Annotated in this window: 22 protein-coding genes and 2 riboswitches; of the genes, 5 read left to right on the top strand and 17 right to left on the bottom strand. The window is 57.9% G+C overall.

Annotated features, from left to right (window positions below; translation table 11 throughout):
- Positions 1 to 61: 61 nt before the first annotated feature.
- The 4 genes from MDHKLMBL_RS08045 to MDHKLMBL_RS08030 form a co-directional block, all read right to left on the bottom strand.
- On the bottom strand, positions 62 to 997 hold the full coding sequence (locus MDHKLMBL_RS08045) for an EamA family transporter (protein WP_050898359.1): 936 nt from the start codon (positions 995 to 997) through the stop codon (positions 62 to 64).
- 90 nt (positions 998 to 1,087) lie between these two features.
- Entirely contained in the window at positions 1,088 to 2,434 is a 1,347-nt protein-coding gene (gene gdhA / locus MDHKLMBL_RS08040; protein WP_008177353.1) for an NADP-specific glutamate dehydrogenase, read from the bottom strand.
- Between the two features lie 13 nt (positions 2,435 to 2,447).
- Positions 2,448 to 2,834, bottom strand: a complete 387-nt coding sequence (rnk, locus tag MDHKLMBL_RS08035; protein WP_008177352.1) for a nucleoside diphosphate kinase regulator — start codon at positions 2,832 to 2,834, stop codon at positions 2,448 to 2,450.
- 318 nt (positions 2,835 to 3,152) lie between these two features.
- Positions 3,153 to 3,752, bottom strand: a complete 600-nt coding sequence (locus MDHKLMBL_RS08030) for a trimeric intracellular cation channel family protein (protein WP_227497903.1) — start codon at positions 3,750 to 3,752, stop codon at positions 3,153 to 3,155.
- Positions 3,753 to 3,792: 40 nt separating this feature from the next.
- Positions 3,793 to 3,891, bottom strand: a riboswitch (glycine riboswitch).
- Positions 3,892 to 3,977: riboswitch (glycine riboswitch) on the bottom strand.
- 195 nt (positions 3,978 to 4,172) lie between these two features.
- On the opposite strand from MDHKLMBL_RS08030, the gene MDHKLMBL_RS08025 reads away from it, so the two are divergent.
- Positions 4,173 to 4,730 carry an NADPH-dependent FMN reductase gene (locus tag MDHKLMBL_RS08025; protein ID WP_104270544.1) on the top strand — a complete coding sequence of 186 codons (558 nt, stop codon included), beginning with the start codon at positions 4,173 to 4,175 and terminating at the stop codon, positions 4,728 to 4,730.
- Positions 4,731 to 4,800: 70 nt separating this feature from the next.
- Here MDHKLMBL_RS08025 and codA read toward each other — a convergent pair whose 3' ends face one another.
- The 12 genes from codA to MDHKLMBL_RS07965 all read right to left on the bottom strand — a co-directional run bounded on the left by codA (position 4,801) and on the right by MDHKLMBL_RS07965 (position 17,162).
- Positions 4,801 to 6,030, bottom strand: a complete 1,230-nt coding sequence (gene codA / locus MDHKLMBL_RS08020) for a cytosine deaminase (RefSeq protein WP_008177348.1) — start codon at positions 6,028 to 6,030, stop codon at positions 4,801 to 4,803.
- Between the two features lie 33 nt (positions 6,031 to 6,063).
- Positions 6,064 to 6,768 (bottom strand): PucR family transcriptional regulator, encoded by a 705-nt coding sequence (locus MDHKLMBL_RS08015; protein ID WP_008177347.1) that lies wholly within the window; start codon positions 6,766 to 6,768, stop codon positions 6,064 to 6,066.
- Positions 6,769 to 8,052, bottom strand: a complete 1,284-nt coding sequence (codB, locus tag MDHKLMBL_RS08010; RefSeq protein WP_104270543.1) for a cytosine permease — start codon at positions 8,050 to 8,052, stop codon at positions 6,769 to 6,771.
- 212 nt (positions 8,053 to 8,264) lie between these two features.
- Positions 8,265 to 9,467, bottom strand: a complete 1,203-nt coding sequence (locus tag MDHKLMBL_RS08005; RefSeq protein ID WP_104270542.1) for a benzoate/H(+) symporter BenE family transporter — start codon at positions 9,465 to 9,467, stop codon at positions 8,265 to 8,267.
- Between the two features lie 118 nt (positions 9,468 to 9,585).
- On the bottom strand, positions 9,586 to 10,932 hold the full coding sequence (locus MDHKLMBL_RS08000; RefSeq protein WP_104270541.1) for an MFS transporter: 1,347 nt from the start codon (positions 10,930 to 10,932) through the stop codon (positions 9,586 to 9,588).
- Positions 10,933 to 10,990: 58 nt separating this feature from the next.
- Positions 10,991 to 11,770, bottom strand: a complete 780-nt coding sequence (gene benD / locus MDHKLMBL_RS07995; protein ID WP_104270540.1) for a benzoate diol dehydrogenase BenD — start codon at positions 11,768 to 11,770, stop codon at positions 10,991 to 10,993.
- Complete coding sequence (gene benC, locus MDHKLMBL_RS07990) at positions 11,767 to 12,795, bottom strand: benzoate 1,2-dioxygenase electron transfer component BenC (protein ID WP_104270539.1); 1,029 nt, start codon at positions 12,793 to 12,795, stop codon at positions 11,767 to 11,769. The genes benD and benC overlap by 4 nt, the downstream gene beginning before the upstream one ends.
- 20 nt (positions 12,796 to 12,815) lie before the next feature.
- Complete coding sequence (benB, locus tag MDHKLMBL_RS07985) at positions 12,816 to 13,307, bottom strand: benzoate 1,2-dioxygenase small subunit (protein WP_104270538.1); 492 nt, start codon at positions 13,305 to 13,307, stop codon at positions 12,816 to 12,818.
- Positions 13,304 to 14,689 (bottom strand): Rieske 2Fe-2S domain-containing protein, encoded by a 1,386-nt coding sequence (locus MDHKLMBL_RS07980; protein WP_104270537.1) that lies wholly within the window; start codon positions 14,687 to 14,689, stop codon positions 13,304 to 13,306. The genes benB and MDHKLMBL_RS07980 overlap by 4 nt, the downstream gene beginning before the upstream one ends.
- A 12-nt stretch (positions 14,690 to 14,701) precedes the next feature.
- Positions 14,702 to 15,643 (bottom strand): catechol 1,2-dioxygenase, encoded by a 942-nt coding sequence (gene catA / locus MDHKLMBL_RS07975; protein ID WP_104270536.1) that lies wholly within the window; start codon positions 15,641 to 15,643, stop codon positions 14,702 to 14,704.
- 71 nt (positions 15,644 to 15,714) lie between these two features.
- Positions 15,715 to 16,005 carry a muconolactone Delta-isomerase gene (gene catC, locus MDHKLMBL_RS07970; RefSeq protein WP_104270535.1) on the bottom strand — a complete coding sequence of 97 codons (291 nt, stop codon included), beginning with the start codon at positions 16,003 to 16,005 and terminating at the stop codon, positions 15,715 to 15,717.
- Positions 16,006 to 16,040: 35 nt separating this feature from the next.
- Positions 16,041 to 17,162 carry a muconate/chloromuconate family cycloisomerase gene (locus MDHKLMBL_RS07965; protein ID WP_104270534.1) on the bottom strand — a complete coding sequence of 374 codons (1,122 nt, stop codon included), beginning with the start codon at positions 17,160 to 17,162 and terminating at the stop codon, positions 16,041 to 16,043.
- Between the two features lie 106 nt (positions 17,163 to 17,268).
- Here MDHKLMBL_RS07965 and MDHKLMBL_RS07960 point away from each other — a divergent pair, with 106 nt between their 5' ends.
- Entirely contained in the window at positions 17,269 to 18,171 is a 903-nt protein-coding gene (locus MDHKLMBL_RS07960; RefSeq protein ID WP_104270533.1) for a LysR family transcriptional regulator, read from the top strand.
- Positions 18,172 to 18,269: 98 nt separating this feature from the next.
- On the opposite strand, the gene MDHKLMBL_RS07955 is transcribed toward MDHKLMBL_RS07960, so the two are convergent.
- Positions 18,270 to 19,049, bottom strand: a complete 780-nt coding sequence (locus MDHKLMBL_RS07955; RefSeq protein ID WP_104270532.1) for an IclR family transcriptional regulator domain-containing protein — start codon at positions 19,047 to 19,049, stop codon at positions 18,270 to 18,272.
- A 198-nt stretch (positions 19,050 to 19,247) separates the two neighbouring features.
- Between MDHKLMBL_RS07955 and MDHKLMBL_RS07950 the strand changes: the two genes are divergently transcribed.
- From MDHKLMBL_RS07950 to pcaF, 3 genes are read left to right on the top strand one after another with little or no spacing between them, the layout of a single operon-like run.
- Positions 19,248 to 20,063, top strand: a complete 816-nt coding sequence (locus tag MDHKLMBL_RS07950; protein ID WP_104270531.1) for a CoA transferase subunit A — start codon at positions 19,248 to 19,250, stop codon at positions 20,061 to 20,063.
- The gene (locus MDHKLMBL_RS07945) at positions 20,063 to 20,851 is read left to right on the top strand and encodes a CoA-transferase subunit beta (RefSeq protein ID WP_104270530.1); all 789 of its coding nucleotides are present in this window, start codon (positions 20,063 to 20,065) and stop codon (positions 20,849 to 20,851) included. The genes MDHKLMBL_RS07950 and MDHKLMBL_RS07945 overlap by 1 nt, the downstream gene beginning before the upstream one ends.
- A gap of 8 nt (positions 20,852 to 20,859) precedes the next feature.
- Complete coding sequence (gene pcaF / locus MDHKLMBL_RS07940) at positions 20,860 to 22,062, top strand: 3-oxoadipyl-CoA thiolase (protein ID WP_104270529.1); 1,203 nt, start codon at positions 20,860 to 20,862, stop codon at positions 22,060 to 22,062.
- Positions 22,063 to 22,076: the final 14 nt, after the last annotated feature.

The raw sequence follows: 22,076 nt of genomic DNA, 5'->3' as shown, positions 1-22,076 counted from the left end.
CCTAACCCACACTAGTGCAGGCAGGCGTCATTTTCTGGCCCACAAGCCATTTCCCGGAACTTCAACTCTCTCCCGACACCGTGGAATCCAGATCCGCAAGCACTCCCGGTATCTCCTCAGCTTCTGAACGTCGGTTCAGCAGCAACGCCTGCGCAATACCCGCCAGAATGATCAGGGCGCAGCCGGCCAGCTGGAGGCTATTCAGGCCCTGATCAAACAGTATCCACGCAAGCGCCACAACGGTAATGGGCTCCAGATAAGCCAGGGTGCCGAACGTGGCCGCGGGCAGAGACCTCAGAGCGATAACGGCCAACAGGATGGCCAGGAAACCCGGCAGAATACCGGCAGCAATCAACCACCCCCACTGCGCGCCGGAAATGACTTCGCTCTCCAGCAGCACCAGCGGCAACATGCACAAAGCACCAGCGAGCATCTGGTAACCACTGCGGCTGAACACATGAACACGGTCATCCATGGAACGATTGGTTAACATAAACGCCGAGTAACAGAGCATGGCGCAGAAAGCATAGGCCAGACCGATGGCTTCTTCTGCCCGTCCACTCAGGTTGAAGTTGAATTCCATCATCATGGCGAAGCCCAGCAGCGCGAATCCGACCAATCCAACACTGGCCGAGGTGAGGCGCTCTCCGAGAAAGAAATGAGCCGCCACAGAGGCCGTCACTGGTGCCAGATAAAGCACCAAAACAGCGTTCGCCATACTGGTGTAATCCATTGCCAGGATGTAAAACATCACGAAACCCGCCAGGAAAGCACCGGTTACCAACACCTTCATACCGGGCCACATAAAGATCTTGCTGTGTTGCCTGGTTGCCAGCAGATAAACCGCCACCAAAACGGCCCCAATGAAGAGCCTATAGAAGGTAACCGTCTCGGCCCCCACCCCCGCATAGACCGAAATGGCACCGATCGTTCCCATAAAAACTGCGGAGAACGCTGCGGATAGTAAAAAGACTCCGGATCTCGATACTGAAGTCATGCTACCTCTGAATTAATGAATACCCCGTTTAGTCCCGCCTCGGCAAAGGGCAGGCCTGCGCTACACGAACAGAAGGCGCCTCCAGACTATTTAAATAACCCCAAACGCCAGCATCGCATCAGCAACCCGGCAAAAGCCTGTGGTATTGGCGCCAAATACGTAGTCTCCCGGCCGGCCGTATTCTTCAGCGGTTTCAAAACAGGAGCGGTGAATTTCGATCATGATGTCCTTAAGGCGGTGTTCGCTGTAATCGAAACTCCAGGAGTCCCGGGAGGCGTTCTGCTGCATTTCCAGCGCGCTGGTAGCCACGCCACCGGCATTAGCCGCTTTTGCAGGACCAAATAAAATGCCGGCGTCGCGGAACAACTTCACCGCGTCTGGAGTGCACGGCATATTGGCACCTTCAGCAACCGCCAGGACGCCATTGCGAATCAACGCCTTCGCGTCGCCCCCGGTCACCTCGTTCTGAGTGGCGCACGGCAGGGCTACCTGACAGGACAGTTCCCAAATGGACGCCCCGCGCACGTAATCGCTTCCATTCTGCCGCCGGGCGGCATAATCGCTGATTCGGCCGCGTTCCGTCTCTTTGATCTGGCGAACCAGCCCAACATCGATTCCGGCCGGGTCGTAAACGTAGCCACTGGAATCGGAGCAGGCGATCACCCTGCCCCCAAACTGCTGAACCTTCTCCATCGCATAAATTGCGACGTTCCCGGAGCCGGAAACTACCACGTCCTTGCCCTCCAGATCGGAACCTTGAGCCGCCAGCATCTCCCGGACAAAATAAACCGTTCCGTAACCTGTCGCTTCCTTGCGCACACGAGCACCGCCCCATCCGAGGCCCTTACCAGTCAGCACGCCAGATTCGTAACGGTTGGTGAGGCGCTTGTATTGCCCGAACAGAAAACCAATCTCCCTGGCTCCTACGCCGATGTCGCCTGCTGGCACGTCGGTGTACTCGCCAATATGCCGATACAGTTCGGTCATGAAGGATTGGCAAAACCGCATGATCTCATTGTCAGATCGGCCCTTGGGATCAAAGTCGGAACCACCCTTGCCTCCGCCGATCGGCATACCGCTCAGAGAGTTCTTGAAGATCTGCTCGAAACCCAGAAATTTCACCACGCCCAGATTGACGGAAGGATGGAACCGCAAGCCCCCCTTGTAGGGCCCAAGGGCCGAGTTGAATTCAACGCGAAACCCCCGGTTGATCTGCACGGTACCAGAGTCATCCACCCAGGGGACCCTGAAAATGATTTGCCGCTCTGGTTCGCAAATACGCTCAAGGAGCTTCGCTTCCTTATACTCGGGATGCTTGGCAATCACCGGCGCCAGCGAGTCGAGAACTTCCAGAACGGCCTGATGAAATTCAGGTTCCGCGGGATTTCTCAGGACGACCTGCTCATACAGCTGGTCAAGGGGGGCTTTCTGGTGCATGCATCTTCCTCGTTCAGTTTGCGTGAGTCACATGGATAATTTTCAGACGCAGCTGGTTCTTTCCAGCCAAAGGCCAATCAATACGATCGCCTACCCGAAGACCCAGCAAGGCTGCACCCGCCGGAGCCAGGACGGATACACACTCCTCGCTTCCGTCTCGCGGGGTCGAGTACACGAGTCTCTTCGTGTACTCGGCGTCGTTACTCTCATTTTTAAAATGGACCAGAGAATTCATGGTGACGGTGCCGGAAGGCAGCTTTTCGGCATCAACCAGAGTTGCTCTATCAAGCTCGAGCGCAAGCGCTTCGGCTGTTTCAGTGCCATGTAGCTGTTTCTCCAACATCGCAGATAAACGATCAAAATCCTGTTCTAAGACATAAATAGCTGGACGTTCGGACATACCGACTCCTATAGGCCCGCAAGGCAAGGTTCAGTTAGGGGATGTGTTCAGAGGGTTTCGCCGAATTCGACGAGGGATTCGACGAATTCAGCGAAAGGAATGGCAAATACGGCGAGGCCCGGCAGCCAGAAATGCCGCCGCTGATAAAACGGAATGGATGAAGTAAAAACCGGTTTTCATTTTGAAACTCAGCGACTCTGAAAAAGGAAAAATCTTAGCAAGCTACGTTAGCTCAGTTCACGAGGAAATGAAACGATGAAAAGGTCTGAGGCTAGACCATGCCCACAATTCGAGGGCTTTCTCAAACCCACATCGCGCTCATTCCCAGCGTGTCTGCGAATAGCTGAATACTGGCAACGACAACCCCCAGCGAATGGCCGCCATACGCAGAAGCAGCCCGAGACTGAAAGCGGCCAAAAGAGTGACATTCTCGCCCACCCCTTGGCGAAGCAAGGTCAGGTACAGGAAAGCCACCATCAGTGAAACGCTGGCGTAGAGTTCGTGGCGCAGCACCTGCGGGGTGCGGTTACATAAGATATCCCGGATGATACCGCCAAAGATCCCTGTTGTGATGCCGGCCATGACCACCACCACGGTGTCATAGCCCAGCTTGAGCGCGACATTGCAGCCAATAACCGTAAAAGCCACCAGACCTATGGCATCCAGAACCAGAAACAACTGATGCAGATGCCGCATGAAGCGCGCAATCACGATGGTGACCAGGCCACCGGTAATGGTCATGTAGATATAGCGAGGGTGCTGGGTCCAGGTGACTGGGAAATTACCCAGAAGAATGTCCCGGACAGTTCCGCCACCAAGGGCGGTAAAAAACGCAATTACAGCGACACCAAACAGATCCATGTTCCTCCGCCCGGCGGTGAGGGCTCCCGACATGGCTTCGGCGGTAATGGCAATCATATAGATAGAGGTCAGCACACAGGACTCCTGAGTTTCTGTGGCCTCTCCCCCTGTCCCTGATACCTGAGAGTTTACAGAGCCTGGCTCTGCTTGCCCCTTCGGTGGACTGCGGTGGCAGTCGCTCTCCAGACGGCGTTAGATGATGCTCGCAGTACCTGTGCCTGAGCGTTTATGGGAGTTTGCGCCTTCGGCGGGGCCAACGGCCCACTCTCCTGCGAGACCGGGCATTATAGAGAGATAGGAAGCTAACGTCGAGCGAGGCGGCGGGCTGATAGGCTCAGAATTTTTGACTAATTCTTACTGGTTACTCCGTTATCTTTTTGAAGAGGCGCCCTTTATGCTGCTTTTCCAAGCAGACATTCCTACACGGATTCACTAAGCAGCCTTCGACGGCTTGTGGCCGCTATCTAAGGACACCCCATGAAACTACAAACCATCGTCTGCAGCACGCGCCCCGGCCGAATCGGCCCTTCCATTGCCCACTGGTTCAATTCTCTGGTCAATGACCAGGGAACGTTTTCCAGCGAACTGGTCGATCTAGCTGAGTTCAAGCTTCCGGTTTACGACGAGGCCAACCATCCTCGCATGCAGAAATATGAGCATGAGCACACCAAAGCCTGGTCAGCGAGCGTAAATAAGGCAGATGCCTACGTCTTCGTCATTCCCGAGTACAATTTTTGCCCGCCGCCATCGTTCACGAACGCGTTGAACTACGTATACAACGAGTGGAACTATAAGCCTTGCGGGTTTGTCAGCTACGGCGGTGTTTCCGGTGGACTCCGTTCAGCCCAGGTTGCCAAGCAGCTGGTTACTACGCTGAAAATGATGCCGATGGTGGAAGGAGTAATGGTGCAGATGCCGTGGGAGAAACTGGATGACCAGCGCAACTTCCTCCCTGCCGAGCATCACACCGGCTCTGCCAATGCCATGCTGGACGAAATGGCGAAATGGGCAACGGCCCTGAAGTCGCTACGCTGAACACCAGAGTAGTTGAGCAGATTCCCCGGTTAGCAAACCGGGGAATCTGTAGCTTCTACTTCAACGGGCATCAACCCTGCCGGTTTATCAGAACACGGCCATCACGAATAGACGCGGCAACCGGCAACTGGCCCAACAGCACCTCGTAGGGCGACTGCCCCTGCAGAACAACACAGCGAGCCGGAAGTCCCTCCTCGATGCCGTATTCGTCCAGATCCAATGCTGCAGCACCGTTGTCGGTGATCAGCTCCAGCGACCGATCAATCCAACCCATGCCCAGCATGTGGCAGGCGTGCAGGCCTACGTCCAGGGTACGGAGCATGTTGCCGTTGCCCAGTGGATACCAGGGATCGCGGATGGAATCCTGGCCGAAGGCCACCTTCAGTCCCGCATCCAGCAGTTCCGGAACCCGGGTCAGGCCACGACGTTTCGGATAACCATCGAAGCGGCCCTGCAGGTGCAGGCTTTCGGTGGGCATCGACAGGAAACGCAGGCCGGATTTCTTCAACAAGCGGAACAGCCGGCTGCAGTAATGGTCGTTGTACGAGCCCATGGCACAGGTATGGCTGGCGGTGACCCGTGAGCCATAATCCAGCTTGAGCGCCTCGGCAGCGAGCACTTCCAGGAATCGGGATTCGGGATCGTCGATCTCGTCGCAATGCACGTCTACGAGAAGGTCGTTTTTGTGGGCCAACGCCACCAGCCATTGAACCGATTCAACGCCGTAATCTCGAGTGAATTCGAAATGGGGAATGCCACCGACCACATCGGCCCCCAGACGAACCGCCTCTTCCATCAGCTCCTTGCCCTGGGGAAATGACCAGAGACCTTCCTGGGGAAAAGCGACAATCTGCAGGTCTACTGTGTCAGCCATACGCTCACGCACTTCCAGCATGGCCTTCAGCCCTGTCAGCTTGGGGTCCGTCACGTCCACGTGGGTGCGGACGTGCTGAATGCCGTTATCGGCAAACAGCTTCAACGTCTGTTCGGCCCGACCGATCACGTCGTCGTGAGTCAGGCTGGCTTTGCGCTCAGACCAACACTCGATACCTTCAAACAAGGTACCACTCTGGTTCCAGCGTGGCTCGCCGGCGGTCATGGCCGCATCCAGGTGGATGTGCGGCTCCACGAAAGGAGGAGCGACCAGATTTCCGCCGGCGTCCAGCTGGTTCTCGGCAACGCTTTCAGTCGCATCCTGCGCCGTGACACTGCTGAATTTTCCATCGGTGATGGTCAGCCGGAATAACCCCTCACGGCCCTGCAACCGAGCATTGGTAATAGCGTTCAGATTTTCACTCATAACATCTCCACACAGATTTTCCGCTGGCTTGAATCATGGCCGCGACAACAGATGGGCCAGCACCAGGGTTTTGAAATATTCATTCGGTTCAGACTCCGGAGGCATCTCCGCGACCAACCGATTCATCCGGTTCCGGATGGTATTTCTATGGCAGCCAAGGGCTTCAGCCATGGCGCACTGGTTTCCACGCTCCTGAAGCCATACCTCCAGGAGATCTCGACTACTGTCCAGCAACCCGGCTTCCACCTCAGGCAGGTACTGCCGGATAAGTCCTTCGAGCTGATGACTGCCGATACCGGCTATCAGCGCCTCCGCCAGCCCGCCTTCCCGGGGCTCTTGCGACCGCTCCGATGCGACAATCGCCCGGGCGATGGTTTCGGTCACATCCACCATTGGCAGCGAGTAAGGCTGCTCAAACAACGGCATGGCCAGCTCATCCGCCAGACGACTTAACATGGCCGGTAGCTGCCCGATGTAGGCATCGCCGGTCAGCACAACCAGCCCCGATATACCGCAGTCCCGACCTTCATAGAGGCACTCGGCCAGATTGGCCGGGCTGCGGTGGCGGCTGATACCGGTGACAAATACCAGCTCGCCACCCCTGACCCAGTTGGTGAAAGACCGGTTCTCCGCCAGATAAGGCCAGCGCACCGTGTTGTCTGCGCCGGAACTCCCACCCCGCAGATGGATGGCCCCAAGGCCAGGGAGCTCCGGAATGTCACGGCACGTCAGGGCCATTTACACCGCTCCCAGAACCTGGGCCCGGCGATCACGAACGGCCTCACTGACCACAAGCACTACACCATAACTGGCCGCGGCAACCAGTACGCCAACAATCGGCGCGATCCATGGCGAGGTATAGGCCGCTGCCGAGCCTATGGCATAGGCCGCCAGCCCGGGAATATTGAACGCGGGCAAGGTCGCCGTTTCGAGTGACGGGTACTCGCGCTTATAGCCAATGAAATAGCTGGCCATGATGACGCCGCCAATGGGCGGAATGAAGGTTCCAAGCAACACCAGGAACGGGATAAGCCACTCATACATACCCAGAACAGCCAGCACTGTGCCGATGGCGGCACCGCCCACTGTCACCAGCTTGCGCCGGCGGGTTCGAATCATATTGCAGCCGGCCACGGCGAAGTTGTATACGGTATTATCCTGCGTTGTCCAAAGATTCAGGAAGAGCATGAGAATACCCAGGGTCGCCAGCCCCTGCGCCACCATGATGTCGACGATATCCGCCTGCTGGTAAACCAGAGCACCAAACGCACCGATCAGCGTCATCAATCCATTACCGAGGAAGAACGCCAGTAGGGTCGCAATGACCGCCGTTTTTCCGGATTTGGCAAAACGGGTCCAATTGGTAGCCTGGGTGCCTCCACTTACGAAAGTGCCGAACACCATGGTAATGGCCGCAGCTACGGTCATTTCGTCTGAGGGGGTAATGGCGAGTAATCCCGAAAATCCACCGGCGTCCGAGGTGGCGATTGTCATACTCACCGCTACCAAAATAATCATCGCCGGCACCGCAAAGCGGGACAGCATTTCCAGCCCCTTATAACCAATGAACGCGGTAATGCAGAAGCCGAAACCGAACACCACCATCAGCGGCGTGGTCCAGCTCTCGGGCAAGCCCGTCAGCTTGACCAGGAGAATGGCCATGGTAGCCGTACCCCAGGCGTACCAGCCGATCTGGGTAAAGCCCAGGATGAAGTCGGAGAGTTTGCTACCCAGCTCACCGAAGGTAAAGCGGGACATCAGTGCCGTATTCAGCCCCGATTTGGCAGCGATATATCCGAGAATAGCGGCATAAGCACCCAACAAAAGGTTACCGGCTGCCAGCACCAGCAGCATCGTTGAAAAATCGAATGCAACACCGATACTGCCGCCCGCCCACATGGTGGCGGTGAAAAAGGTGAAGCCAAGCAGAACCAGGCCCATGGACCAGATACTGCGACGCTGAGCCATCGGCACCGGGCTGAGCGGATAGTCCTGTTCCTGAGGGGTTACTTGTGAGGTCATAGCCTTATCTCTCTTTGATGAAAACACGCAAGAGAGATGGCAACGTCTGTGCCATGTAGTTCTCAAAGCCATGGTTTGAGGGGGTGGACGACACCAAGGTTGTGCATTTTGCACAATCGCCTTCGGGCGGGTGCCAGCCCTACCCAGCATTTGCCTTACGATGGTGCAAAAAAGCCGACCGCTTCTCATTTCAGTGCAGGCTTCCGGCATGATCAAGCTTTCCGCGCAGTTCCGCGCGACGAGCTTTTCACCGCGCCCGTGCCGGTGATGACATAGCACCCGTAACCAATCACCACACCCCAAAAAGCGGATGAGAGGCCGTATAGCGACAACCCGGAAGCCGTTACGATAAAGGTGATCAGTGAAGCCTCCCGGTGGCTTGCGTCTTCCAGCGCCGCGAACAGATTGTTGGCAATCGCCCCGAGCAGGGCAAGCCCCGCCAGAACCGCCACAAATGCTGCTGGCAACAAAGTAAAGAGCGCGACGATTGTGCCGGCAAACAGGCCACCCACCAGATAGAACACACCGTTGAAGACGCCAGCTACGTAACGCCTGGAAGGATCTTCATGGGCATCCTTGCCGGTGCATATCGCCGCGGTAAGGGCCGCAACAACCGTGGTTATACCGCCGAACAATGCCATCGGCAGCGAGATGAGACTGGACACAGCGATAACCGGTTTGGCCTTCACCCTGTACCCGGCTCCCTGCAGAATCGCCATGCCTGGCAGAAACTGACCCGTCAGGCTGACCAGCACCAACGGTATAGCCAGGCTCAGGGTGGAACCGAGGTTCCATTCCGGGGTGATGAACTGGGGGACAGCCATGCTCAACCGAACACCTGCCAGAGATGCATCCTCAAGCACCACCGCCAGTCCTATCCCGACAATCAGAAGCAGGACCAGCGTGTATTTCGGTACCAGTCGCCGGAAAACCACGTAAGCCAGCAGCATGCCGATCGCCAGCGCCGGCGTGGATTCGATAGCCGTAAAGGCACCGACCCCGAACTGGAACAGGATCCCGGCCATCATGCCGGCGGCCACACCTTTAGGAATGGCCCTGACAAACGCATCGAACGTGCCCGAAACACCAATGACAAAGATGATAACGGCGGCGGTGATGTAGGCACCTACTGCCTCGTTTAATGACAACACCGGAAACAGGGTTACCAACAGCGCCGTTCCGGGAGCGGACCAGGCAGTCACAATCGGTGCCTTGAGCCACAGCGACAGCAGAATTCCCGAAACCGCCGCGCCCATTGAAATGGCCCAGACCCAGGAGGTCATCATCTGGGTTGAAATATCCGCCGCCGCGCCGGCCTGGAAAAAAATGGCCAATGGCCCGGCGTACGAAACCAGCACCGCCAGAAAACCAGCAGCAACGGCGGATAACGACATGTCGCGAAAAAGCTGCTGCATGCTCAATTCCTTCTTGTCGGATCGTCGGGAACGTAAAAAAGCCCCGGACACTCACGCGCCGGGGCAAACGAGGGGTTCGACTGACAGTCTCCCTCAGGGGTGCATCAACGCTCCACAATCAATTAGTCGGGGCCAGTGCCGTTTCCGCCTCCGACTGAACAGGCTTCTCACTGAACCGACGGCCCACCAGCGCAATGGCGACGGTGGCAATGGCGCCCGGAACTGCCAGCGCCAGGAAGTTCACATGATGCGGCAGTGCCAGAGCCAGCAAGGTTCCACCGAGCATGGGGCCAACAATGGCGCCGTTGCGACCGATACCCGAAGCCCAGCCCAGCCCGGTAGACCGGATGCTGGTTGGGTAGTATTGGGCCACGTAGGCGTACAACAGGATCTGCGATCCAATGGTCGTGGCGCCGGCGATTCCCATCAGGGTATAGAGAACCCACATTGGGTTTTCATAGCCCAGGGTGATCAGCGACCCTGAGCCCAGGATGAAAAAGCTCACCAGAACAGATCGCAGTGAAAAACGGTCGGCCAACCATCCACCGCCAACGGCGCCGACAATGGCCCCGATGTTCAGCACCATCAGGAACATCAGGCTGGAATCGAGCGGGTAACCGGCCGCGGACATCAGTTTGGGCAACCAGGAGCCAAGTGCGTACACCATCAACAAGCAGTTAAAGAAGGCCACCCAGAACATCAGCGTGCTCATGGCACGGCCACCCCGAAACAGTTCCAGCACCGGCGCCTTGCTTTCTGTGGTCGGCGGAACAACGAGGACGTCCTGCTCGTTAATAGCTTTGAAAGGCGCCACCTGGCAAAGAATGTTCCGCGCCTCGCCCTCGCGCTTCTGGGCCATGAGGAATGCCACCGACTCAGGCAGGTATTTGATCATCAAGGGCAGAAGCAACATCGGCACAATGGCAAGATAGAACATGATCTCCCAGCCGAAATTGGGCACGATCCAGATACCCAGGCCTGCCGACATCATGCCGCCCACGGCGTAGCCGCTGAACATGAGCGCCACGAGCGTGCTGCGTTTACGGGCGGGCGAATACTCGCTCATTAACGACACCACGTTGGGCATCACACCCCCTATTCCAAGGCCGGCAATAAACCGGAGTATGCCGAACTGCCAGGCGTTGGTGGCAAAGCCGTTGATGACCGTGGTCAGACTGAACAGGACCACACACATCAGGATGACTTTCTTGCGGCCCCATTTATCCGACAGCATGCCAAAGCCCATGGCACCAAACATCATGCCGAACAGGGCACTGCTACCCAGCAAACCAGCCACGTATGGATTGAGGTTCCACTGGTCCATTAGCAGCGGCAGAACCACGCCGTAAATCACCAGGTCGTAGCCATCAAAGATAATGATCAGGGTGCACCAGAAGAGCACCTTCCAGTGAAATTTGTTGAATGCCGCGTTATCAATAACGTCGTTGACGTCGATGTTTCTCATTGGTCTGTTTCTCCGAATACTGTTGTTGTTGTCGGGAGTTCCGATCAATCTTTTTGCGTTAACCGCAGTCGCCGCCGGCCACGGGCAGGATGGTTCCGGTCATGTAGCTGGCCGCATCCGAGGCCAGGAACAGGATCGGCTCCGCCTGCTCATCCAGGGTTCCATAGCGGTGCATGAAACTGCTGGTATTGGTCTGGTCGACCAGGGTCTGGTACCAGGCCTTCTCCTGCTCGCCCTGTTCATCCGTGTTGCGCGGGGTCAGACGGGGCGGCGCTTCAGTACCGCCTGGCGCGGTCGCGTTCACCCGAATGCCATGCTCGGCGTACTCGAAGGCCATGTTCACGGTCATGGCGTTGACCCCGCCCTTGGCGGCGCCATAGGGCACCCGCATCAGGCCGCGGGTGGCCACCGAAGACACATTCACAACGGCACCGCTCTTCTGTTCCACCATGTAAGGCAGTACCGCCCGGCAACACCACAGAGTGGGGAACAGGGAGCGCTGTATTTCCTTCTGGATCTGTTCTGGCTGGTACTGCTCAAACGGCTGGGCCCAGATAGTGCCGCCGACGTTGTTGATCAGGATGTCGATGCGGCCATACTGCTCGTAGGCCTTGGCCATCACCATTTCCGCGCCTTCCCAGGTTTCCAGGTTGGCCTGCACGGCCAGGGCTTCGACGCCCTGGTCGCGCAATTCAGCCGCAACGCCCTGCACGTAGTCAGCAATGTCCACCAGAACCAGGCGGGCACCTTCGGCGGCGGCCAGTTCAGCCACCCGCCGGCCAATGCCCTGTGCCGCACCGGTGACCACCATCACCTTGTTGGCGAAACGCGGGCTCATGCCACCTTCTCCTCGGCGGCCGGAACACTCGGGGTGAACTTCTCGTAGTGGAACGAGTTCGGTTCAATGCCTTGCTCACGGAAGTAGCCCAACACGGCGTCTACCATGGGCGGCGGGCCACACAGGTAGACATCCACATCCCCGTCATTTACGGGTGCATCATCCATATGCTGGGTCACATAGCCCTTACGCGGATGAGTGCTTTCCTCGCCGGCCACCACGGTGATGTAGCTGAAGTTATCCAGCTCCTCGGCAAAACGATCCAGGATATCCAGGCACACCAGATCTTCATCATTGGTCACGCCATAGATGAGGTGCGTTTGCAGATCACAACCGTTGGCCTTCATATGCTCGAGCTTGGCCAGGAAAGGCGCGAGGCCAGTGCCGCCCGCCAACATGAGTACGGGGCGCTCGATCGGGCGGAGGTAGAAACTGCCCATGGGACCGGTCAGGGTGACCTTGTCACCGGTGCGGGCCTTGCCCACCAGCCAGGAACTCATCAGTCCGCCCGGCACATTGCGAATCAGGAAACTCAGGTCCCGACTGCCGGGTTTGGAGCTGAATGAATAGGCCCGCGTCTGGTCGGTTCCCGGCACCTGAATGTTCACGTACTGCCCGGGCAGGAAGGCGATGTCATCGTCCGCAGTGATCTTGAGTTCGATTGAGGTGGGCGAAATCAGGTTTACCTCGGCCACAGTACCGGTCACTTCCGCGTTTCCGGTCTTGCACATGGTGGACGCAACCGGTACCTCCACCACACAGTCGCTGGAGGGCACCATCTGACAAGTCAGAACCATGCCCTGCTCGGCTTCTTCGTCGGACAGTGCCTCGTCGATGTACTCGTCACCCATGTCGAACTCACCCTGGCGGCAAGCGCCCTTGCAGGTGCCGCATACGCCATCGGAGCAGTCCATGGGCAGATTGATCTGCGCACGGTAAGCGGCATCGAGAACCGTTTCACCTTCGTTGCAGGACACGAATCGGGTAACGCCGTCTTCAAAATTGAGTGCAATGTTGTAGCTCATGATGATGCTCTCCCCATCAATTACAGGTGGTAAATATCAATCACCTGATTGATGTAATCGTTTTTCAGGACCACCTTCTTATCGGTGATCAGCGGCTGCTCCCCACTGCAATCCAGGGTGTAGAAAGACACACCAAAGAAAGACTGGGTCTTGTGGTAGCGGTGGCTGTTGGTCTGCCAGTTGAACCGCAGCTTCACGGTGTCGCCGTCGCGCTCCAGAATTTCGAGGTTACTGGTCAGGTGTACCGTGCGCGGCTCCGGAATGGAGCTGGCGCCAGAACGCTCGGTCTTGAGCCGGTAGACGCGATCTTCCAGGCCGTTGCGGTTCGGGTAGTAGATCAGCGAAATCTCGGTCTGCGGATCTTCGGTCAGCTCGTCGTTGTCATCCCAGGCCGGCATCCAGTAGGTGACGTCCTCGTGGTAGCACTTGAGCCATTCGTCCCATTCCCGGTCATCCAGCAGGCGGGCTTCCCGGTAGACAAAGGCCTGAATCTGTTCGAAAGTCATGCTCATTTGGAGGCCTCCTCTGACGAAACGGTAGAAAGAGAAATGAAACGCGCACGCTCGGTTTCGACAGCCTTGGTCATCTCCTCCACCCAATGCTGGTGGTGAGTCACGTACAGGCCCTCATCCTCCGGCTTGGCACCGCTGAGAATCGGTTTCAGGTTGATGCGTTTGGCCCAGTCATCCGCACCTTCAATCCAGTGCTGGGCGCCACGGCTCATGTCGTTCCACTTGACGCCCTTGGCGTAGTAGCCTTCCTGGCAGCCACGGAACTCTTCCAGATCGTCCGGGGTACCCATACCGGAGACGTTGAAGAAGTCTTCGTACTGGCGGATCCGTTTGGTGCGATCGGCCACCGGCTCACCTTTCGGAGCCCAGCAATAGATGGTGATCTCGGTCTTGTTAACGTCGATCGGTCGCAACACCCGTATCTGGGTAGAGAACTGGTCCATCACGTACACATTTGGGTAAAGGCACAGGTTCTTGGTGGTGCGCACGATAAAGTCAGCGCGCTCTTCACCCAGCTCCCGCTCCAGGCGTGGCAACTGGTCGTAAACCGGTCGTACTTCCGGATTGGTCAGACGGGTCCACAGCATCATGTGGCCGTTCTCGAAGGAGTAGAAACCGCCCTCGTTGGACCAGCTCTTGGCGTCTACCGCCTCGGTGCCACCCTTCTCGTAGTTGCGCTGCCCCATGGTGGACAGGTAGTTCCAGTGCACGGTGCTGACGTGGTAACCATCAGCGCCGTTCTCGGCAGTCAGCTTCCAGTTACCTTCGTAGGTATAGGTGGACGCACCCCGCAGGATCTCCAGGCCGTCTTCCGCCTGGTCAACAATGGCGTCGAGCACCTTGGTGGTTTCTCCCAGGTACTCCGCCAGCGGCAGAACATCTGAATTGAGGCTGCCAAACAGGAAACCGCGATAGTTTTCAAACTTCGGCAGCTGTTTCAGGTCGTGGGAACCGTCGACATTGAAGCTGTCCGGGTAGCCACCCTTTTTCTGGTCCTTCGCCTTCAACAGCTTGCCGTCGTTTTTGAAGGTCCAGCCGTGGAACGGGCAGGTAAAGGACGTCTTGTTGCCGCGCTTCTTGCGGCACAGGGTTGCACCCCGATGGGTACAGGTATTCAGAATCGCCTTGAGCTCACCGTCCTTGGTGCGGGTGATGATCACCGGCTGACGACCCACCATGGTGGTGTAGTAGTCGCCCGGATTCTCGATCTGGCTCTCGTGGGCCAGGAAAATCCAGTTGCCTTCGAAGATGTGTTTCATCTCCAGCTCAAACAGTTCTTCGTCGGTGAAGATGCTGCGGTCACAGCGGTAGTGGCCGGTTTTCGGGTCGGCTTCCACCGCCCCGCGAATCTGCTTTTCAAGCCTGTCGAGTTGACGAGTCATGATGAATCCTCCTTACGCGGCTTCGCCTTCGAGAGCACGCTTGCGCTCATGACGGGTTTGCAGCTCGGACTTGTCGGTGGACACCAGCTGGATGTTGAACTCCACCTCGGTGAACGGCTTGTTCAGACCGAACTGCTCGGCTTTGGCGGGGTCTTCAATGCGATTGGCCTCAACCACCAGTTCTTCGCGGGTCGCAAAGGCAAAGTCGTCATAGGTGTACTCGTCACCGGCCAGGTTGATCTGGGTGGTCAGATGCTTGAAACCCGGCTTGGAGATAAAGAAATGGATATGCGCCGGACGGTTACCATGGCGACCCAACAGGTTCAGGAGCGCCTGGGTAGAACCCTCGGGCGGGCAGCCATAACCGGACGGGATGATGGAACGGGCAGTGTAGCGACCGTTTTCGTCAGTCTTGATGCGACGACGGAGGTTGTACTCGCTCTGTGACTGGTCGAAGTAGGAGTAGGCACCCTTGGTGTCTGCGTGCCAAACGTCGACAACCGCATTGGCCAATGGCTGGCCCTTTTCGTCCGTGACCTGGCCGGTCAGGATCATGGTCTCGGCAGACTCATCGGAGCCATCGTCCATACGGGCAAAGCCTTCGCTCAGCGGCGCGCCGGCGACATAAAGCGGGCCCTCAATGGTTCTGGGAGTTCCGCCATCCAGGCCAGCCTGTTCATCTTCCGCGTCCATCCGGATGTCGAGGTATTTGTCCATACCCAGGCCCGGTGCCAACAGAGCGGCCTCACCATTCGCGCCCAGATCACCCACGTAGTAGACGGCTTGCCAGAACTCTTCGGGTGTCACGTCGAAGTCTTCAACGAGCTGGAAAATATCGTGCATGAGGCGGTGAACAATCTTCTTCACCCGCTCATTTCCAACGTCCTGGTTGAAGCCGGCAACTTTCTCCAGCAGGTCCTTTACTTCCGCAGTATTCATGGTCTTGACGGTCATGGTTGATCTCCTCGGTGCTCTTGTTTTTGTTGCTCAATTCATCTCATCAGTTGGCAACAGGGTTTTCGGATTTAGCGGTCGTCTTCGTGAATGGACGACGGGTGCCGGCACAGGGGCGCGACGGTGATATCCATGTAGGGAAACAGGGGCAAGTTGCTGATCAGCTCCTGCAGCTCGGCGTTGTCTTTCACATCGAAAATGCTGACGTTGGCGTAGCTGCCGGCCACCCGCCAAAGGTGACGCCACTTGCCCTGCTCCTGCAGGCCCTGGGCATAGGCTTTCTCCCGGGCCTTGATGTCTGCAGCCACCTCCGCTGGCATGTCGTGGGGGATATTCACCTTCATCTCGACTTTGAACAGCATGTGCTTTCCTCCATTTTGCGGAATGTCCCGGCGCCTCAGGCTTTCCGGCGATACTGGTTGAGTTTGTCTTCATCAATCTCGACACCCAGGCCCGGGCCCTGCGGCAAGTCGACACCGTTGCTGTGGAAATTGAGGGGCTTGACGACAATGTCGTCTTTCATCAGAAGGGGACCGAACATCTCGGTGCCCCAGTGCAGGGTTTCCAGAGTGGACCAGGCGTGCAGCGCAGCAGCTGTGCCAATGGTGCCTTCCAGTAACGTGCCTCCGTAGAACCCGATACCTGCGGCCTGAGCCACAGCGGCTTGCTCGAGAGCACGTGCAGGCCCACCGGCCTTGGCAATTTTCATGGCGACGGCACCGGCGAATCCGCTGGCTGCAAGGTTGTACATATCCTTGGCGTCGGCCACCGCTTCATCGGCCAGAATGGGCAGATGGAACTTCCCGGACAGACGCACCAGCGCTGCGTAATCCTTCATCGGGGTCGGCTGCTCGACCAGGTCGATTCCAGCCGCCTGCAGTTCCGCCATACCTTTGGCGGCGGTGGCTTCATCCCAAGCCTGGTTAACGTCGACACGCACGCTGGCGCTCTCACCCAAGGCTTCCTTGATAGCCGCGACATGGCGAACGTCGTCCATCACCGGGCGGGAACCGATCTTGAGTTTGAAATCGCAGTGGCGGCGGGTTTCGATCAGGCCGAGCGCCTCCTCGATATCCTTGTCGGTATCCCCACTGGCCAGGGTCCACAGCACCGGAAGGTGCTGGTGAATGGCACCGCCGAGCAGATCGGAAACCGGGCGATTCAGACGCTTGCCCTGCAGATCCAGCAGTGCGGTCTCGATGGCCGACTTGGCCAGGTTGTTACCGCGAGTTGAGCGGTTTAGCATTACCCTCAGGGTATTGATGTTGCCCGCAGGCTGGCCAATCAGTTGCGGCTTGAAATAGGTATCAATGGTAAGCTTTACGCTTTCAGGGCTTTCCGGGCCGTAGGCCAGACCGCCGATCGTGGTCGCCTCACCCAGTCCCTCAAGACCGTTCGAGTCTTTCATCCGAACGATCACCATGCTCTGAACCCCCATGGTTGTCATGGATAGCTTGTGGGGGCGGATGGTCGGAATATCGACCAGGATCGCTTCAATGGACTGAATGGTGGCGGACATGTGCTCTCCGAATCGCAAGTAAAAAAGCCTGTAATTCGAACAGTACGAAGTTTCAGTTATGTGAACCAATATTGATTAAGTAATAACCGATACCCTGGAGGTATGGATGGAGCTGCGACACTTGCGGTACTTCGTTGCCGTGGCAGAGGCAGGCAACCTGACCCGGGCGGCAGAAAAACTGTTTATTGCGCAACCACCGCTGACCCGGGCCATCAAACAGCTGGAAGAAGAGATCGGGGTGGAATTGTTTATCCGCAAACCCCGGGGACTGGAGCTGACCACAGGCGGGGAATATTTTCTGGAGCAGGCCCAGCAAATCCTGGACAAGGTGGGCGCCACTGTTGAAGACACCCGCCGTATTGCCCAGCACCGGAAAACCCTCTTTTCGATCGGCTTCGTACCGTCCGTGTTCTATGGGCAATTGCCACTGATGGTGCGCCGGCTGCGCCAGAACAAGAACCTGGAAATTGTCCTGCACGAACTGAAAACCCGGGAGCAAGTAGAGGCGCTAAAATCCGGCAAGATCGATATCGGCTTCGGCCGACTAAGAATTGAAGATCCGGATGTGGAGCAGGAAAACCTGTTTGATGAGCCGATCATTGCGGCCATGCCTGCGGGCCATCCACTGACCCGCCATCCACCTTCCATGAAAGAACTCTCGGAATGGCCAATGGTCACCTTCCCTTCAGGCCCGGGGCCGAACTTTGCCGACATCACCCAGGGGCTGTTTCACCGTCGCGGGCTGAGGATCCATGTCAGCCAGCAAGTCAACGACCTTCAGACAGCGCTGTCTCTGGTGGCATCGGACATGGGTTTTACTCTGGTTCCGGAACAGGTGCGGAAGCTCCATCGGGAAGGTGTGGAGTACATGCCGCTGGAGGACAACAACATCACCACGCCGGTTATCGCCTCGCGGCGGCGCGGAGAGAATCCGAATGCCGTCATGCGGCTGGCCAATACCATTCTAGGGGAGCTGGTGGAAAACCGGCTGACGGGGCGTTATCCGTAACGGTCTCGTCGGATGACGAGCCTGGCAGCTCTAATCCGACCTACGCGGACACATTCAGTTCAGTAGGTCGGATTAGGCGCAGCCGTAATCCGACAAGATCATCGGGTTGTTCGCCGCACTGCTTCAGCTGCTTCCTGCAACCGCGGCAGGTAGACCTTCATCAAAGTCTCCATATCCACTCGCGCGGCATTGGTGCTGATATTGATCGCGCCAAGCAGTTCACCACTGCCGGCAAACACCGGCACCGCCACAGAGCGCAACCCCGAGTCCAACTCCTGGTCGACAATGGAGTAGCCCTGCTCACGAGCCTGGTCGATGGCGCAGCGCAGCGCAGCTTTGTCGATAACCGATGACTCGGTGAAACGCTCCAGCCGGATTCGGTCCAGAAACGCTGCCAGCTCCGATTCCGGCAGCTGTGCCAGCAACACCCGCCCCATGGACGTATAGGCCGCCGGTAGGCGGGTACCCACCGACAGAGTAATTGCCATTAGCCGATGCCGGGCTGCAGAGCGCACCACGTAGACCACGTCGTCGCCATCCAGCACCGCCAGGGAAGAGGATTCACCAAGCTCGGCAGTGATGTCTTCCAGGTATTGCTGAATTACCGCCCGATACTGGTTCGATGCCTGATAGGCGTAGCCCAGCTGCAGCACCCGGGGCGTCAGCTCGAACTGGCGGCCGGTACGCTTCACGAAACCCAGCGCGTGCAGGGTCAGCAGAAATCGACGGGCCTTGGCCCGATCCATGTCGGTCCTGGCGGCCACTTCGCTGAGCGTCATGCGCGGATGATCACCATCAAAGGCTTGCAACACCTCTAGCCCGGAGGCTAGCGCCCCCACGTAATCCCGGTCTCCCGGCTTGAGAATCTGTTCGTCCATTCCGGCTCCTTCAGCGCCTGGGCAAGTCGATGTCAGCGCATGGTATCAGCTAGTTCGTAGTCCGAACATCCGTGCATTTTTATCAACTGGTGAAAATTTGTACTTGACGACCGAAAACCAATCGCGCCATCATGTTCGCATATTAAACTTATGTTCGTATATCGAACTTATCAACCGAAACACGATGGAGACACTGCGATGGCCGAATTTCTCTCTCTCCAGGAAGCGGTAAGCAAACACATCAACAACGGCGACACCGTTGCGATGGAAGGCTTTACCCACCTGATTCCGTTTGCCGCTGGCCACGAAATCATCCGCCAGGAAAAACGCGACCTGACCCTGATCCGAATGACCCCGGACCTGGTTTATGACCAGATGATCGGTGCCGGCTGCGCCAAAAAGCTGATCTTCTCCTGGGGTGGCAACCCTGGTGTGGGCTCCCTGCACCGCCTGCGGGATGCCGTTGAGAAAGGCTGGCCTCACCAGATCGAGATCCTTGAACACAGCCACGCCGCCATGGCCAATGCTTACGAAGCGGGCGCTGCCGGTCTGCCGTTGGCCGTGCTGCGCGGTTACGTGGGCAGCGACCTGCCCAAGGTTAATGACCAGATCAAATTCATCGAGTGCCCGTTCACCGGTGAGCGCCTCGCTGCCGTGCCCTCTGTTCGTCCGGATGTCGCCGTGATCCATGCCCAGCGGGCGGACCGCAAAGGCAATGTGCTGATCGAAGGCATAGTCGGCATTCAGAAGGAAGTGGTGCTGGCCGCCAAACGCAGCATTGTGACCGTGGAAGAGATCGTCGATGACCTCGGCGCGTCGGTGAACGCGTGCGTGCTGCCATCCTGGGCCGTCACCGCCATCGCCGAGGCTCCCAAGGGCGCCGCGCCCTCCTACGCTCTGGGCTATTACGACCGGGATAACGCTTTCTACAAGGACTGGGATGGCATCGCCCGTGACCGCGACACCTTCCAGGCCTGGCTGAACGACAACGTATTTGAAAAAGGAGCTGCGTGATGAGCCTTGAATTTACCTCTTCCGAAATGATGAGCGTCACCGCTGCCCGGGCGCTGAAAAATGACATGACCTGTTTCGTCGGTATCGGCCTGCCCAGCGAAGCGGCCAACCTGGCGCGCCTGACCCACGCCCCGGATGTGACCCTGATCTACGAATCCGGCACCCTGCAGACCAAGCCGGACGTTCTGCCGCTGTCCATTGGCGATGGCGAGCTTTGTGAGTCCGCCCTGACCACCGTCTCGGTACCGGAGATGTTCCGCTACTGGCTACAGGGCGGCCACATCAGCGTCGGCTTCCTCGGCACGGCTCAGATTGACCGTTACGCCAACCTGAACACCACCCTGATCGGCGATTACCGCGAACCGAAAGTCCGCCTGCCCGGCGGCGGTGGCGCCCCGGAAATTGCCACCAACGCGAAAGAAGTGTTCATTACCGTGAAGCACTCCAGGCGTACCTTTGTGAAAGACGTGGACTTCGTGACCACCGTCGGCTTCGGCCGTGACGGCAAAGCCCGGGACAACGTCCCCAACATCGGCCGTGGCCCCACGGTGGTCATCACCGACCTGTGCATCCTCAAGCCCGATCCGGAAACCAAAGAACTGGTGGTCACCTCCCTGCACCCGAACGTGAGTCGGGAGGCTGTGATCGAGGCCACCGGTTGGGAGATCCGCTTCGCGGACCAACTGGAAACCACCCCGGAACCCTCTACCAGAGAACTGGAAGTTCTGCGGGATCTGAAAGCCCGTACAAGCGCCCATCACTCCTCAACTCAATCCGGCCAACAGTGAGGCAAGATATGACTGACGTATTTATTTGCCATCCCCGCCGCTCGGCCATTGGCCGCTTCAGCGGCACCCTCGCCAGTGTTCGCCCTGATGACCTGGCGGCCCACATCTTCAAGGCCGTGCTTGAGCAGGCTCCGGAACTGGACCCGGCCGCCATCGACGAGGTGATGATGGGCTCAGCCAACCAGGCCGGTGAAGACAACCGCAACGTGGCAAGGATGTCTGCCCTGCTGGCCGGCTTGCCTACGTCTGTTCCCGGCACCACCCTCAATCGTCTGTGCGGCTCCGGCATGGATGCCGTGGGCACGGCTTTTCGCGCCATCCGCGCCGGAGAAATGGATTTGGTACTGGCCGGCGGCGTTGAGTCCATGTCCCGTGCCCCGTACGTGATGGGCAAGGCCGACAGCTCCTTTTCAAGAAGCCAGAAAATTGAAGACACTACCATCGGCTGGCGTTTTGTGAACCCACTGATGAAGCAACAGTACGGCATCGACTCCATGCCAGAAACGGCAGAGAACGTGGCCGAGCAATACAAAGTCTCACGGGAAGATCAGGACCTGTTCGCCTTCCGTTCCCAGGAGAAGACCGCCCGAGCTCAGAAAGAAGGCATCTTTACCGAGGAAATCGTGCCGGTGTCCATTCCGCGCCGCAAACAGGACCCACTGGTATTCGACACCGACGAGCATCCCCGCGAAAGCACGCTCGAGAAACTCGCTGCCCTGCCCACGCCCTTCCGTGAGAATGGCAGCGTGACCGCTGGTAATGCCTCCGGCGTCAACGACGGCGCCGCCGCCATGCTGGTTGCCAGTGAAACCGCGGTAAAACAGCATTGCCTCAAGCCGATGGCAAAAATCCTCGGCATGGCCACTGCCGGCGTGGAACCGCGCATCATGGGCATCGGCCCGGTACCCGCCGTCCGCAAATTGCTGGAAAAGCAGAACATCAGCATCGCCGACATCGACGTAATCGAACTTAACGAGGCCTTTGCCGCCCAGGGCCTTGCGGTGCTGCGTGAGCTCGGCATTGCTGATGACGATTCCCGGGTGAACCCCAACGGCGGCGCCATTGCCCTTGGCCACCCACTGGGAATGTCCGGCGCTCGCCTTATTATGACCGCCGCCCATCAGCTGCAGCGCACCGGTGGCCGTTACGCCCTGTGCACTATGTGCGTGGGTGTGGGCCAGGGTATTGCTACACTGATTGAGCGGGTCTGACCCAAGGAGTTTTC

Origin of the sequence: Marinobacter flavimaris, assembly GCF_002933295.1 — a bacterium.
In the GTDB taxonomy this organism is placed as follows: Bacteria; Pseudomonadota; Gammaproteobacteria; order Pseudomonadales; family Oleiphilaceae; genus Marinobacter; species Marinobacter flavimaris.
The sequence above is the reverse complement of the archived record's forward strand: the minus strand, read 5'-3'. Positions and strand labels throughout refer to the sequence as shown.